At 60.3% G+C, this 12018-nt stretch carries 19 protein-coding genes and 1 pseudogene; 9 read left to right on the top strand and 11 right to left on the bottom strand.

Annotated elements, in window-relative coordinates; all coding sequences use genetic code 11:
* A pseudogene (locus tag GQE99_RS14635) lies at positions 1–232 on the top strand (PQQ-dependent sugar dehydrogenase); the annotation flags it as partial.
* 119 nt (positions 233–351) lie between these two features.
* On the opposite strand, the gene GQE99_RS14630 reads toward GQE99_RS14635, so the two are convergent.
* Positions 352–513, bottom strand: coding sequence for a hypothetical protein (locus tag GQE99_RS14630; protein WP_235917239.1), 162 nt, complete (start codon positions 511–513; stop codon positions 352–354).
* A gap of 341 nt (positions 514–854) precedes the next feature.
* Between GQE99_RS14630 and GQE99_RS14625 the strand changes: the two genes are divergently transcribed.
* Together GQE99_RS14625 and GQE99_RS14620 are read left to right on the top strand one after the other, a co-directional pair.
* Positions 855–1058 carry a dodecin family protein gene (locus GQE99_RS14625; RefSeq protein ID WP_161352365.1) on the top strand — a complete coding sequence of 68 codons (204 nt, stop codon included), beginning with the start codon at positions 855–857 and terminating at the stop codon, positions 1056–1058.
* 217 nt (positions 1059–1275) lie between these two features.
* Entirely contained in the window at positions 1276–1431 is a 156-nt protein-coding gene (locus GQE99_RS14620; protein WP_161352364.1) for a hypothetical protein, read from the top strand.
* 110 nt (positions 1432–1541) lie between these two features.
* Here GQE99_RS14620 and GQE99_RS14615 read toward each other — a convergent pair whose 3' ends face one another.
* The 9 genes from GQE99_RS14615 to GQE99_RS14575 all read right to left on the bottom strand — a co-directional run bounded on the left by GQE99_RS14615 (position 1542) and on the right by GQE99_RS14575 (position 7921).
* Positions 1542–2561 carry a tyrosine-type recombinase/integrase gene (locus tag GQE99_RS14615; RefSeq protein WP_328794130.1) on the bottom strand — a complete coding sequence of 340 codons (1020 nt, stop codon included), beginning with the start codon at positions 2559–2561 and terminating at the stop codon, positions 1542–1544.
* Between the two features lie 19 nt (positions 2562–2580).
* Complete coding sequence (locus GQE99_RS14610; protein WP_161352363.1) at positions 2581–2835, bottom strand: hypothetical protein; 255 nt, start codon at positions 2833–2835, stop codon at positions 2581–2583.
* A 170-nt stretch (positions 2836–3005) separates the two neighbouring features.
* Positions 3006–3362 (bottom strand): hypothetical protein, encoded by a 357-nt coding sequence (locus tag GQE99_RS14605; protein ID WP_161352362.1) that lies wholly within the window; start codon positions 3360–3362, stop codon positions 3006–3008.
* 262 nt (positions 3363–3624) lie between these two features.
* Positions 3625–4827 (bottom strand): AAA family ATPase, encoded by a 1203-nt coding sequence (locus GQE99_RS14600; RefSeq protein ID WP_161352361.1) that lies wholly within the window; start codon positions 4825–4827, stop codon positions 3625–3627.
* Positions 4824–5786, bottom strand: coding sequence for a PD-(D/E)XK nuclease-like domain-containing protein (locus tag GQE99_RS14595; RefSeq protein ID WP_161352360.1), 963 nt, complete (start codon positions 5784–5786; stop codon positions 4824–4826). The genes GQE99_RS14600 and GQE99_RS14595 overlap by 4 nt, the downstream gene beginning before the upstream one ends.
* On the bottom strand, positions 5783–5959 hold the full coding sequence (locus tag GQE99_RS14590; protein WP_161352359.1) for a hypothetical protein: 177 nt from the start codon (positions 5957–5959) through the stop codon (positions 5783–5785). Before GQE99_RS14590 ends, GQE99_RS14595 begins: the two co-directional genes overlap by 4 nt.
* Before the next feature lie 207 nt (positions 5960–6166).
* Positions 6167–6358 (bottom strand): hypothetical protein, encoded by a 192-nt coding sequence (locus GQE99_RS14585; protein ID WP_161352358.1) that lies wholly within the window; start codon positions 6356–6358, stop codon positions 6167–6169.
* A gap of 280 nt (positions 6359–6638) precedes the next feature.
* The gene (locus tag GQE99_RS14580; RefSeq protein ID WP_161352357.1) at positions 6639–6977 is read right to left on the bottom strand and encodes a helix-turn-helix domain-containing protein; all 339 of its coding nucleotides are present in this window, start codon (positions 6975–6977) and stop codon (positions 6639–6641) included.
* A 533-nt stretch (positions 6978–7510) separates the two neighbouring features.
* The gene (locus tag GQE99_RS14575) at positions 7511–7921 is read right to left on the bottom strand and encodes a hypothetical protein (RefSeq protein WP_235917238.1); all 411 of its coding nucleotides are present in this window, start codon (positions 7919–7921) and stop codon (positions 7511–7513) included.
* Between the two features lie 34 nt (positions 7922–7955).
* Here GQE99_RS14575 and GQE99_RS14570 point away from each other — a divergent pair, with 34 nt between their 5' ends.
* Both GQE99_RS14570 and GQE99_RS14565 read left to right on the top strand, forming a co-directional pair.
* Positions 7956–8414, top strand: a complete 459-nt coding sequence (locus GQE99_RS14570; RefSeq protein ID WP_161352355.1) for a hypothetical protein — start codon at positions 7956–7958, stop codon at positions 8412–8414.
* On the top strand, positions 8414–8614 hold the full coding sequence (locus GQE99_RS14565; protein WP_161352354.1) for a hypothetical protein: 201 nt from the start codon (positions 8414–8416) through the stop codon (positions 8612–8614). Before GQE99_RS14570 ends, GQE99_RS14565 begins: the two co-directional genes overlap by 1 nt.
* A gap of 484 nt (positions 8615–9098) precedes the next feature.
* Here GQE99_RS14565 and GQE99_RS14560 read toward each other — a convergent pair whose 3' ends face one another.
* Positions 9099–9278, bottom strand: coding sequence for a hypothetical protein (locus tag GQE99_RS14560; RefSeq protein WP_161352353.1), 180 nt, complete (start codon positions 9276–9278; stop codon positions 9099–9101).
* Between the two features lie 366 nt (positions 9279–9644).
* Between GQE99_RS14560 and GQE99_RS14555 the strand changes: the two genes are divergently transcribed.
* The 4 genes from GQE99_RS14555 to nusG all read left to right on the top strand — a co-directional run bounded on the left by GQE99_RS14555 (position 9645) and on the right by nusG (position 11954).
* On the top strand, positions 9645–10049 hold the full coding sequence (locus GQE99_RS14555; RefSeq protein ID WP_235917237.1) for a DUF1064 domain-containing protein: 405 nt from the start codon (positions 9645–9647) through the stop codon (positions 10047–10049).
* A gap of 3 nt (positions 10050–10052) precedes the next feature.
* Positions 10053–10352: a hypothetical protein gene (locus GQE99_RS14550; protein ID WP_161352352.1), complete on the top strand. Its 300-nt coding sequence runs from the start codon at positions 10053–10055 to the stop codon at positions 10350–10352.
* Positions 10353–10355: 3 nt separating this feature from the next.
* On the top strand, positions 10356–11228 hold the full coding sequence (locus tag GQE99_RS14545) for a hypothetical protein (protein ID WP_161352351.1): 873 nt from the start codon (positions 10356–10358) through the stop codon (positions 11226–11228).
* Positions 11229–11429: 201 nt separating this feature from the next.
* Complete coding sequence (nusG, locus tag GQE99_RS14540) at positions 11430–11954, top strand: transcription termination/antitermination protein NusG (RefSeq protein WP_161352350.1); 525 nt, start codon at positions 11430–11432, stop codon at positions 11952–11954.
* The last annotated feature ends 64 nt before the right edge of the window (positions 11955–12018 follow it).

The raw sequence follows: 12018 nt of genomic DNA, 5'->3' as shown, positions 1-12018 counted from the left end.
GAACGGCAACATGGTCGTCGGGCTGATGGGCATCGGCTTCGGCGGGACACCGTTGGGTCAGCGCATCGACGTGATCGAGCTGGACGATGACCTGTCGGTGGTCGACGTGACCGAGATGACCTTGCCGATGCAGTCGGGCCGGTTCCGCGCGCTTGTTCAAGGCCCCGACGGCAGCCTCTACACGGCCATGGACGGCGCGGGCACCATCCACAAGCTGACGCCCGGCGGTTGACGTCCATTCTGTCGCGTTAAGCGCGGCGCAACCTGTCACTGAAAGGGGCCTCCAGTTGGGAGGCCCCTTTTTCGATCGGCCAGGTTTGGCGCCACTTGACCCGTCCTCTACCAAAAAAATCAGAGGCCGAGGATTTCCTTTGCCTCGTTAAGCTTGGCGATCGAGGCGGCGTGCTCGCCAGCAGTGTGGAGTTCTTCCCCTTCGGCGCGCAGTGCCTCCACCTCAGCTTTCTGATCATCGGTAAGACTGGTTTCGGCCAGCGCGGCCTCAACTTCTGCCATGAGGTTCGGACACTCAAAGGCAAGAGCAGGGCTCGCAAGAAGTAGGAATGTGGCCGCAAGAATTGGACGCATAAGCATAGGTCTCTCCCTTGGCTTGGCCCGCGCGGCCCCGAGGCACTTCTGTGTCGGTGCCGCAGGCATCTTCACGGTAACACACTCGGCCCGAAGCACGGATCACAATCGCGCATTAGTACTTCTTTCGGCCTCCAGGCAGCTACGTGGAGCACCAACCGAATTCGTTTCGACCAAAAAAAATACGGGTTGCGGCGGAAAGGATGGGGGAACCACGCCGGTTGGGGGCACGTTGATACATTAGGCAACCGCGAAAGGAGGCCAAACATATGTCAGTCGCAACAGTGACAGAGATTTCCGCAACTTCGACCGAAAGCTTTGACGATGCCGTGAAACAGGGCATCGACCGCGCCAGCAAGACGCTCCGCAATATTCGGGGCGCTTGGGTCAAGGAAAACAACGTGAATGTCGAAGACGGCAAAGTGACCGAGTACAAGGTCAACATGCAAGTGACCTTCGAACTCGACACTTGATCATACCGAGACACGACACAAGAGGGCCGGGCGTGTCGTCCGGCCTTCTTTGCTTCGATAAAGCGTTGGTTGCCAGGCGCTGAGCGCACATGGGAAAGAAATTGAAGCACGACTTACATATCCATCGGTATTGCCGTGAGGCCACATCAACGAGAGGCACAAAATGACGTCTGCTCATTGGGAACTGCTAAAAAGACAAGGCGCGCGCGAGGTTTGGGTGAAACTCAGCTACGAGGCAGATGGCACAGAGTTGGCCCAGTACAGGGGCGAAGAATACGTCGAGATCGGAGGCGAGCGAGAAAAGGTAGAGGAAGTCGAGGACTTTGATACCGAGACGCAGGCGCTCGCATGGCTAAATGCTGGGGTCGGATAAGCCTCGAAAAGACGCTTTCGAGTGAATAAGGTGCGCGGCTACTCACAAAAACTCTTATCTAGTCGCGCCATGCATTTATCGGTCGGTGGGTGTGAAGGCACGGTCGGCAGTCAGCCCCTAGTATCCATATGTGCTAAGAGGCTCAGGACGGCGTCCGACTCTTCCGGTGAAACGGCGGCGTACTTTTCGATGACCTTCGACGCATGATCCAAAGACCACCCCATGTGAGCGGCGATCTGGCTGAGTGTTAGGCCGGCGCGAAGGAGCCTTGTGGCAGCCGTACCGCGAGCATCATAGAGGCGCAGGTCGTCGGATAGCCCAGCCGCGCGGCGCCATTCGGTGACCGCTTTTGAGGCACGTTCCTCGGTCAATGGGCGCCCCTGGGAATTCGCCAGGATTAACAGTCGGTCCCGTGGGGTCTCGTCAATCAGCGACGCGAGCCTGGGAGTAACTGGAATCGCGGCGATTCTGCCGCGTTTGTTGGTGCGCACAGTGAGGCGCCGACCGGCCTTCGTTGTTTCAACCTGGCTTCGGTTAAGCCCAATCAGGTCGCCCGGGCGTAGCCCTGTTTCCACGGCTGCCGCTAGAATGCGGCGTACCCAACGCGGGGCCTTGGAATTGAACGCCTCGATGTCGGCCGGGGTCCATAGGATCTCGGCGCGATCGCTGCTGTAGACCTTGCGCAACCGGTCGCAATGATGTTCGCGGATCTTCCCCGCATCACGCGCCCAGTTCAGGATCACCGTCACGACCGTCCCGGCGTAGTCGTATTGCTTCGGCGAATGGGACCAGTCGTCGCGCCAAGCGTTGACCTCGCCGCGTGACCTCGGGTCTTCAAAGATGCGGGCCGGATCGTCAGCAAATTCCTTCGCGAAGCGCAGCGCCCATCTGCGGTAGTCGCTCTGCGTCCTCGGCTTCTTCGTTCGGAAGTCCGCGCTCGAAAGGAACTCATCGACGAGCTGCGGCGTCATGTAGTCATTGGCTTTCGGTGTCTGGGCGACCTCAGCCAGGGCCGCCAGGTACGCAGGGGAATTTTCCTTGATGCCGCTTTCGCTGTCCCAGAACTTCGGGCCACCGCGCCATGCGTAGTGATGCTGGCGATAGGTGCCGTTGGCCAGCTTCCGCCGCACACGATGGATCCCGGATAAGTTAACCCTCGCCACGTCGCGCCCTCCGCTGCCCGATCAGGTCGTTGTTGGATGATGCGGGAGCCATCGGTTCGCTGACAAGGCCCTGGGCTTCGTCCAATCGGCGACGGACCAGCTTCGGGTCGTAGTAGCCGCGCCGGCCAGGGACCGGCTGGATGCGCATGGCCGCACACCAGGACCTGAACGCGTTCGTCGGGCCGTCGTAGCCGACCCGGCGGGCCAGTTCCTCGGTCGATATCAGCGTCAGATCGTTCATGGCTTTCGCTCACGTCTCCTGTGGCTGGGTGAAGGCCCTTATTTCAGCCACCCAGCGCTTTGCCTCTGTCACGTTGTGGAAGGTGCGTGTGGAATACCCGCTGCTGGTCCAGACATGAGCGCGAACCAAGGACACGCCATTAATCTTCACCTCTGAAAAATCGTGTCGCATCACTGACCTCCCCACTGGTTCAACATGAGATCGGCAACGCCTTCGAACTTCTGCACTGCATCGAGCATGTTCGGGTCGCCGGAGGCGGCCGCCTGGCGCCGCAACTCATTCCAGCGCTTCCGTGCTTCCGTGACGCTCATTTGTCCTTGCGGGATCTTTGGGCGACGCCCATGGACGTCGACTAGTCGCTCGACCAGGGAGGCAATCAGTGTACCTGAAGCGCTGTCACGCTCGGTGGCGCAATGGTCCATTTGTGCGATCCGCTCCTTCACATGCGACCATGACATTTCACCGAGGGCCGCATCGATCTGGGCATCGGGCGTCTTGGCCAGGGATTTGCGAGGGCTTCGGCTCATGTGGTCACCACCATTAACTGCTTCGTTGGGTGTTCGAGAAATTCCGCGAGCTGCTCTTGTGTTACGTGGCCGTAGAGCCTGCCGGCGGGCGAGACGACCGCGCTGATCGCCTCCACTGGGTAACGGGATAGTCTTGCGATCACGGGCACAGGGTCGTGACGAAAGTTGCGCCTGCCATCTGGGCTAACACGTTCCGGTCGATCTCCATGTACCAGATGTGGCACCCATTTGCCGAGGGGCGAGCGGATTTCGACGTACCAAATCATGCCCGCTCTTCGTGGGTCATGTGGATTTTTTCGATCTCGGCGTGGAGTTCTGCGTGCGAGTGCGGTGCCACAGTCTTCATCTGCTCGATCTGCGGCCCATACAGCTCCATGACTTCGCCAACTCGCCCGGGGTCCGCGTTTGCTAGCTCCCGCTTGATCGTTGCGGCCAGGGCCGAGAATTGTTCGGCGTCTGGTTCTGGCGTGTCATCCTGGAAGGGATCGTCGTCGAGCTTTTCGGCCGTGTCGGCATCGCTTGCCAGACGCTGGCACTCCTCGAGGACATTGCGCAGCAGTGGGCGGTGTTGCTTGCCTTCGTCGCTGTTCCAGAATGCGGTGAACGCATTCTTGCCCTTCCGGGCCTCGTTTCGAGCTTTGTCGAGGATGTCCTTCTGCGCCTGGGCGTCTCCTTGGCCGTGGGCCCACTCCGCCATTGCGCGCCCGGTCTCAATCCCAAGTGGGCGCTTTGGATCGAGCAGGCCTTTAAACTGGTCGGCGACCTTGATCTGGTGAACCGGGCACCCGGGCGCGGCCGGGTCAAGGATGACCATCGTCGTCATTTCGAACATGAGATCGCCGTCGGCAGCGGGATCCCATGGCACATCCGGGCGGCGTGTTTTGGTTTTGCGCGCGTTCTGCCCAGTCTTGAAATCTTGCATCACGGGCTTCGCTCGCGTGCAGATGATGATGTTCGTCTTGGCCCGTACGATCCGGTCAATCAGCCGGCGGTACCGCGGCTTTACCTCAGCCCAAGCGAGCTGGGAGCGTTTGTCCGCTAGTTGGTTATTGCCGCCGGTCAGGCGCTCAAGCGTGGTCGCATGAAGGTCGAGTACCCCGCCCACACCTTCCCAAGCATGCGAGAAGCTATCGAGGATGACGACCGGCAAGTTGGCGTCTTCGGCCGCATCAATGACCTCGATCCAGCGCTCCGGGCCGAAGCCAACCACATCGCCGCGATCGTCGACTGCCTGAAAGTCGAAGTGCATCATTTCCGGAAACGCCTGCTTGTAGTGCAGCGCCCGGCGGTTCTCGGTGTCGACGTAGCCGATGGGCGCGCCCAGGCGTCCTGTCACGGTTTCAGCGATGCCTCGTGCGATCAGGAGCGCGGAGTAGGTCTTCCCAGTCCCGCTGCCACCAGACAGGCCGATCGACAGCGTCAGCGGGTCGTGGATGTCGGTCACTGGGATGAAGCGAATATTCACGTCAGGGCTCCTTCCTTGGTTTCAGGCGCCTGCATGCGCATCGCAAACTCGATGATGTCTTTCCCTGTGCGGCGGCGGTAATCCGCCTCAACGCTTTCACGCTCCAGCCAGCGAGCGTGATGCCACTCCGGCAATTCGATGCGATGGACGCCGGCCGGGTAGCCAGGCCACCGGTCCTCGCGCAGGCAGAGGCGCCAAATCTCGCGGGCCCGGGCGATCTTCTTGCAGGCGAGGCTAAGGGTGTCCGGGCCGACTTCGACCACCGAGATCTCGAACGGCGCTGTCTTCTCCTGAAAAACAAACCGGAACACCCGATCTTCGCCCGTGGCGGCCTTCCAGACCTGCCGGTAATGTTCGGCCTGCACGTCGTAGCCGTAGTTCAGGATCGCGCGCTCGCAGGCGTCGAGTGCCGCGCTCTCGCAGGTCTTGAAGTCGTAGATTGGATCGCTGGCTGCCAACGGCACGTGATCCAGCATGGCGCGGCAATGAACGCCATCGATCTCAGACAGCGCGGACAGTTCCGAACGATCCGGGTCGAAATCGATCCTGTTTTCAGCCAGGCGTAGCGCTGCGACGTCGCGCATCGTTTCGATCGCTTCGACTTCTTCGGATTTCAACGGAACAAGGCCGGCCGCGCGGGCATCATCGATGAATTCCTTGGCGGCCTTGGTGCTGGCCGCGCCGTTGGTGGCGAGCAGGTGATCGGGGATCGCGACGTAGTCTCCCCCCTTGCCGAGAACTGCCCGGTGGGCCGCACGGCCGATGTCGAATGTCTTCTTCTCGGTCGGCTCCCAATCCGGGTTCAGCCTCGGGCTTTCGGTCCAGGCGTGACGCGGCGACTTCGCGAGCAGTGTCTTAGCGAGCGTGCTCGAAAGCGACGGCTTCTCGCATGGGTCTGCGTGGTAACGGTCGCCCGGAATGTCGTGGACGCCGGCGGGTAGAGGCTCTCGTTCCTTCATTGCAGGCCCCCGATCTGCACGTGGATGACCTCACCCATCGTCGTCGTCGCTGCGTGTGCCAGGATCAGGCTGAGAATGATCGCGAGGACCAACTTTCCGCTGGTAAGGATGCGGGTCGCCGTCGATGGACGCCGACGCGGGGGATAAGCCCAAGGGCCGTGATCAAGCTTCATGATGGCCTCCGGAGAAATGGCCGCGCCCGGGTATACTTGGGATGCCGTGAGCGGTGGCGCCCGGGCGCGGTGCCTCGGCGGGGAAATCGGCCGAGGGGTTGTAAAAAGGACCGGCGGGCGGAGTCAGATACGCGCCGCCGGTCAGTCCGTCGCGCGCCGCTACAGGCAACGGCGCACCGACAGGGAGGGTCTCGTGGAAGGGGAGCATCACATGCACCCCGCCGGCGGCTCGTAGCTCGCGACCCGCACCGTCCTGGTGCCGGATCCCCGGCAAATGTGGCAGGGTGAGAATTTGCTCTGGCCGTAGCCGTTGTCCTCGAGGGTGCCGCCGTGGCCGCCGCACGCGCGGCACCAGTCGTCGGCGTCGATAAGTAGGCGCTCTGGGCTTTGCGTTTGCATCGGCTTCTCCCCTTTCGGTGAAGAAGGAATACACAAAAAATGGACTCATGCAACGAAAAAGTCCAAAAAATATGGACTATCTGTCTGGCGAATCGTGCGGATGCCACCGAGACATAGAGCGGCGCGCAAAGTCTTGTGCTTCCGGCAGGCTTTATGCGCTTGATTTGGCGGCTACAAAAAAAGCTGTGTGTTCGCTAAATGTTCTAATTTTAGGAAGAGGGGATCGTGATGCGGACTTGGCTGCCGTGGCGCATTGCGTCGATATTGACCCGGCTAGGGTTCAATCTGAACTGGGCTTTTGCCCCGTGCCACTGTTTAAAGTTGCTAGCTCGGCGAAAAGACGATCCTGAACGTCGCCTGGCAGCTGCGCGTATAGACCGGCCATCATGAAGTTAAAGTCGATGCGGTGCTCCCGAAACAGGTAACGCATCACATCCATGCTCACAAATGAGCGTGCCTTCTCCATATTGCTGATCGCCGACTTGCCTCGGCCAACTGCCGCGCCGAGCTCGATCTGGCTCATTTGTATTGCTTCACGGGCCGCGCGAAGCCGAAGTGCCGCGGCTTCGGCGCTCTCGTCGCCTGTACGGGCTAACTCGGTCTTTAGGCGCGCTTCCATGACCGTGTTCTAACCCTAATACAGAAAAAATGAACGTATCTGATTTGTGGACCTTGATAGTACATAAAAAATGGACTATAGATCAGTGTATGAGCACTGTTTCTGCGATATGCGACACCCTTGGTCGTGATGTGATTATGCACAGGCTTGGCGTTGGCAAAACGGCGATATCCAACGCCGTCACGGCAGGGCGTTTTCCTGCGAGTTGGTATGCTGAGCTGGACGACTTGTGCCGAGCCGCTGGGGTCGAGTGCCCACGCGATGCATTCAGCTTCAAAGCAATAGTGAGCGAGTCGTCTTAGCACCCGAGCGTCTCCTTCCTCTTCGATAACAACATGGCGCTCTGAATTCTGCTGGGCGCGCAGGCGAGCAAAGAAATGAGGTATCGATGCCGAACACACAGGCGCAAAATCATACGCTGACGCGACTTCAGGGCCCTTTGTTGGAATGTTTGAAGAAACAGCGGGAAGGGGCCTTCCGGCTCGCAGCCGGCTTTGGGTCGGGAGCGGGCGATGCATAAGCGTGTCGAACTCTCAGCTTTGTGTAGGCTTGAGTACGAAGCGAAACGCGGGCTCCGGGACCGGGTCTGTGTCCACGTCTATCCATCGGTGCCGCTCTCCGACATCCCGCGCGAATGCCTTGATCTGGTTCATCTGATAATCCTCGATGAATTGTGCAATCTCGCCTCGCGCCTCTTCGAGCGTTGCCTGGTTGTCGCAAAAGTTGCACCGCACATGCACGCAGTCGTCGCTGTCGACAAGGTCGTCGGTTTCGCCGCCGCAAAGGCCGCATATCACCGTGCTCGTGAGACCATCGGGCAAATCACTGATCATTTCGAAATCTCCATCGGTTCGGTTGGCACCGCCGATGGTGGCGCGGTCCGGGGTTCCGGTAAAGCCTCGGCCCGCATTTTCGCCAATCAGTCCTGAACCGCCGTTTTCCATGCCTCGAGCATGGGGAACCACTTGGGAGTAGACCATGAAGAACGAACCGATCATCCCCCATGATCTTGCGGCTCGCGTCATAGAGGACGCCCTGCGCATTCGTGTCGGCCGTGGCAAGCGTCACTCGTTTGCGGGTCTTTCAGACGCCACGGGCATCCCGACCCGAACTCTTGAGAGCTACGTGCAGGGCGCGACACCAGGCCTCTCGGGTCTCCTGTCTATCTGCGCAGTCCTCGGCCCCTCATTCACCAGCGACGTCCTTGGAGTGTGCGGCCAGAACGCCCGGGATGGCCGTGAAGACGATCCCGAGCACATGCGCGTTCTGTGCGAGCTTGGCCGCCTGACCTCGATGGTGGCCGACGCAGTCGAGGATGGGCATGTCGATCATCGCGAAGCCGCTGAAATCCGGCCCGTCGCCCAAGCGCTGATCGAGGTTCTGGAACCGCTGGCGCGAGCCGACAATACCGTGCCCCTGAGCCGGAAGGGTGCGTGATGGCGATGACCTACCGCGCAGAAGGCGATGACGTGATAGTGCGTATTCCGGGTGACGAGGTCCAGAGCCTACGCGTCGCGCTGCAACCGTGCCCCTGCAAGGGGACCAAGTCGGTCGCCACAGCGGCAATCCGCGAGGGGTTCGTGCGCGGCCTGGGACAAGCCTTGTTCGCGAAGCCGTCAGCGCGGGAGGCACGCTGATGAAATCCATACTTCCAGTAAGCCCAAATATGTGTGACCGTGCCTGGTGCGTCGCAACTTCGGGAGGGGTTGCGTTCGCTAGGTTCAATGTTTTGTTCACAGTTCCTCTCTGGTCGCACCTTTCCCGTGCATTCCCACAGTCTTCCGGGGAGGGTGCGGCCACCAAATCCACCCTTCAAAAACAGCGATTTTTGTGGAATATTCTCCAGCGCGTTTCCTTATTGGGCCGTGCAGGGGCCGTTACAACCACCCTGATCGGTTCCGCACACGGCTCAGGCCGCATCCTTCGGCAAAGTACCCTCTTAATGTCCCCGAGGGATGCGGCCGCCAACGCCCAATACGACACGGGTAGGTTTCTCGTCGGGTATTCTTCCCGCAGCTTGTTACCGCGTCGCCTTCGGCACAACACGGTCACAGGTCGTGCGGATCTGCAGTCGTGCTTCGGCAGTTCGCAAAATGGTGTGAGCGCATCTGCAGCACGGCGTCATTCTTCGAGATCTTCCTCCAAGAGAGCGGCCAGCTCTTCTGCACGTGCCGCCATTTGCGTTCGTATGCGTTCGGCACCATCGTCGTCATTCTGTTCTTCAGCTTGTTCAGCGCGCATCTCGAGAACCTCCAGCAGGCTCTCAAGGACGCGGATATGGCGGGCTCTCAGGTCAGTCATCGCATTCCCTTCGTGTTTCTCCTGGCAAGGGCAGCACCAGACCACTTACGCCTTCCCAGGTCAAATCTGGGCCGACCCCGAGACCAAACTCACGCCACATTCGTCTGCCAGCATGGACCTCCCTCCGGAATTCGCGTTGAGCATCCGGGCCTCAAACCGTACCGATGAATTCCCTGTCGATTCCGCCTCCCATGTGGGCGGAGTCTGGCTCACTACCGGGGGCGGCCGAGCTGTCGCTCCCGGCTTTTTCTCCCCTTTTCGAGCGCGTTCGTGCACTGGCGTCGGGCTAGCAGCTGGCGTCCGGGATTTGTTGACCCGCGCTGCCGAGCGGCGGGGTCGGGTGGCAATGATGAGCGGGGCAACGTGATGGCGGATATCACCTCCATGCCGGGTCGCCTCACCGCCGCCGAGTTCCAGGCGATGCATCACCGAATGCGCGCAAAGAACAAGTTCGGCGCAGAGCGGGTGGAATTAGACGGCTTCTCGTTCGACTCGAAACGTGAAGCGCGCCGCTGGGCCGCCCTCAAGCAGGAGCAGCGGCTCGGCTTCATCACCGGCTTGCAGCGCCAGGTGTCGATCGAACTCAAGGGCCGCGACGGGCCGCTTCTGACGCCGAAAGGCCGCGTCATGCGCTACGTCGCCGACTTCGTCTACACCGATGCCGCCACGGGCACACAGGTCGTCGAGGACGCCAAGGGTCATCCGACCAAGGAGTTCAAGGTCAAGCGCGCTGTTCTAGCCGCCATGGGTATCGAGATCAGAGAGGTGTGAAGAATGTCTTTCAGTGTCACGCTCGAGCGTCTGCAAGTCATAAACCTTCTACGCATGAACGGGCCGATGACTGTGGCTGATCTCAACCACGGGTTGGGGCGGGATCTCAAGCTCACCCAGAGCCTGGTTCGCCGCTTGTCGAAGGTCGGCGGCGTAACGATCGTGGATGGGGAGGTGAGCCTGACACCTCAAGGTTATCTGTCCATTGGCTCCTTTCCTCCGAAGCCGGAGGCCGAAGGCAACTGTAGTGAGGATACCTTGGTCAATGCCGGCGCCGTCATGCGCGGCAAAGACGCGGTTTAGCGAATGGCTGAACCGTTCCTCAAATTTTTCACCTCCGATTGGAGGTCGGATCCCCGGTTGAAGATGTGTTCAGCCGGAGCGCGTGGGGTTTGGATCGAAATGATCTGCCTCATGCACGAGGCCAACCCGTATGGCCACCTCTTAGTTCATGGGCAGCCCCCGAATGAAGCGCAACTTGCGTCACTGACTGGCATCCCAATCGCAGAGCTCACCGAATACCTCGGGGAGCTTGAGCGCATGGGCGTGTTCAGCACGACGAGGGAGGGCGTGATCTACTCGCGGAAACTGGTTCGCATGAAGTCTAAGAGCGCGAAAGCGCGAAAAAACGGGAAGAAGGGAGGCAACCCAAGCCTCGGAAATAAAAAGGGAAAATCGAAGTCGGTTAAGCCACCGGATAAAGGTCTGGATAAGCCCCAGAGTCCAGAAGCCAGAAGCCAGAGAGATAACAACTCAGAAGATAAATCTTCTTCGTTGTTATCTGCGCGCTTGGCGCGGGACGACGACGGCTATCAGCAATTTCTCGAGGCCCATCCGAAGCCACGGGAGACGGCACGCGGTGAGCAGGCGTGGCAGGATGCCGTCAACGCCGGCAACAGCCCGGAGAGCTTGATCGATGCGGCAAGGCGATACGCCGACGTGGCGAGGTCCTTCGACCCGGACAAGGTCAAGTTCTCCGACAACTGGCTGTCCGAGGGCACCTGGCGGCGATACCCGCCAAAGACCGCGAAAGCGCACGACGAGGCAGAAATCCTCGATTTCTGGGCGAGCAAGATCAAGGGCGGCAAGGCCTTTGGGCTGTCGGACGAAATGGCCGCCAGGTGTCGAGCTGCTGGGTTGGTGAGCGACGAAGAGATCAGGGCTGCCACGACGCGTTGAGACAAGGAGAGGTCCAAGCATGAACACCATCCGCCAGCATCAACACCCGGCCGGTCACCGCGAAGGCGGCGCGGCGTGGGCACGGGAGAACAGGACTAATTCGACCGGGAGGCCATGCTCACATGGCATACCGACCAGCATGGCGGGGCGCTTATCCCGGCGTCCCGCCGACCACCTTCGTTCAAGCACATGGGGCAGGGCATGAAGACAGCGATCAACTATCTCGGATACGCGAAGACGGGGCACGAGTTCGAGGTCTGCGAGGAACTCGAGGGGCAGGGCATCGAGGCTTGGGCGGGCCGGGTGATCCGCTGGAAGCGATCGGGCAAGAAACGGCACCCGGACCCGCACGAGGAACCGGTGCTGCCCAACTACGTGTTCATGGCGTTGGATGACCGGACTTTTCACTCCGCGCTTCGGGTGCGCTTTCTGGCGAATACCCTGGTCATGCTTGGGCCGGCTGATCGGCGTGATCTGGCAAAGTTCCAAGCGATCGTCGAGGCGGAGTTCGAGAAGCAGGATCGGATCCGGCGCAACGCCGAAATGCCCAAAGCCGAATTCGACCCTGGGCAGGAGATCGAGATCATCGGCGGGCCCTTCGCTGACAAGATCGGGACGTTCCGCCGGATCGTAGAGCGCTCGAACCAGCTCTTCCCGAAACTCGAGGCGGATGTCGGAGGCCTGAGACTGCAGCTCGACCCGCTCGATGTGCGGGGCGCAGGCTAGATATTGCGGGAACGCAATATTGCACCTGAATTTCATAGGTGATTTGATAAAATTGAAGTTGTTA

This window comes from Maritimibacter harenae (assembly GCF_009882975.1).
Classification (GTDB): Bacteria; Pseudomonadota; Alphaproteobacteria; order Rhodobacterales; family Rhodobacteraceae; genus Maritimibacter; species Maritimibacter harenae.
Note: the sequence above shows the minus strand (reverse complement) of the source record. Positions and strands in the feature narration are given on the sequence as shown.

Bases quoted from the DNA above. Each gene is read 5' to 3' on its own strand.
- GQE99_RS14610 (WP_161352363.1), bottom strand. From the start codon at position 2,835: ATGAACGATCTGACGCTGATATCGACCGAGGAACTGGCCCGCCGGGTC.
- GQE99_RS14630 (WP_235917239.1), bottom strand. From the start codon at position 513: ATGGCAGAAGTTGAGGCCGCGCTGGCCGAAACCAGTCTTACCGATGAT.
- GQE99_RS14605 (WP_161352362.1), bottom strand. From the start codon at position 3,362: ATGAGCCGAAGCCCTCGCAAATCCCTGGCCAAGACGCCCGATGCCCAG.
- GQE99_RS14580 (WP_161352357.1), bottom strand. From the start codon at position 6,977: ATGGAAGCGCGCCTAAAGACCGAGTTAGCCCGTACAGGCGACGAGAGC.
- GQE99_RS14555 (WP_235917237.1), top strand. From the start codon at position 9,645: ATGGCGGATATCACCTCCATGCCGGGTCGCCTCACCGCCGCCGAGTTC.
- GQE99_RS14550 (WP_161352352.1), top strand. From the start codon at position 10,053: ATGTCTTTCAGTGTCACGCTCGAGCGTCTGCAAGTCATAAACCTTCTA.
- nusG (WP_161352350.1), top strand. From the start codon at position 11,430: ATGAAGACAGCGATCAACTATCTCGGATACGCGAAGACGGGGCACGAG.
- GQE99_RS14570 (WP_161352355.1), top strand. From the start codon at position 7,956: ATGAAGAACGAACCGATCATCCCCCATGATCTTGCGGCTCGCGTCATA.
- GQE99_RS14560 (WP_161352353.1), bottom strand. From the start codon at position 9,278: ATGACTGACCTGAGAGCCCGCCATATCCGCGTCCTTGAGAGCCTGCTG.
- GQE99_RS14545 (WP_161352351.1), top strand. From the start codon at position 10,356: ATGGCTGAACCGTTCCTCAAATTTTTCACCTCCGATTGGAGGTCGGAT.
- GQE99_RS14595 (WP_161352360.1), bottom strand. From the start codon at position 5,786: ATGAAGGAACGAGAGCCTCTACCCGCCGGCGTCCACGACATTCCGGGC.
- GQE99_RS14575 (WP_235917238.1), bottom strand. From the start codon at position 7,921: ATGGAAAACGGCGGTTCAGGACTGATTGGCGAAAATGCGGGCCGAGGC.
- GQE99_RS14565 (WP_161352354.1), top strand. From the start codon at position 8,414: ATGGCGATGACCTACCGCGCAGAAGGCGATGACGTGATAGTGCGTATT.
- GQE99_RS14585 (WP_161352358.1), bottom strand. From the start codon at position 6,358: ATGCAAACGCAAAGCCCAGAGCGCCTACTTATCGACGCCGACGACTGG.
- GQE99_RS14590 (WP_161352359.1), bottom strand. From the start codon at position 5,959: ATGAAGCTTGATCACGGCCCTTGGGCTTATCCCCCGCGTCGGCGTCCA.
- GQE99_RS14625 (WP_161352365.1), top strand. From the start codon at position 855: ATGTCAGTCGCAACAGTGACAGAGATTTCCGCAACTTCGACCGAAAGC.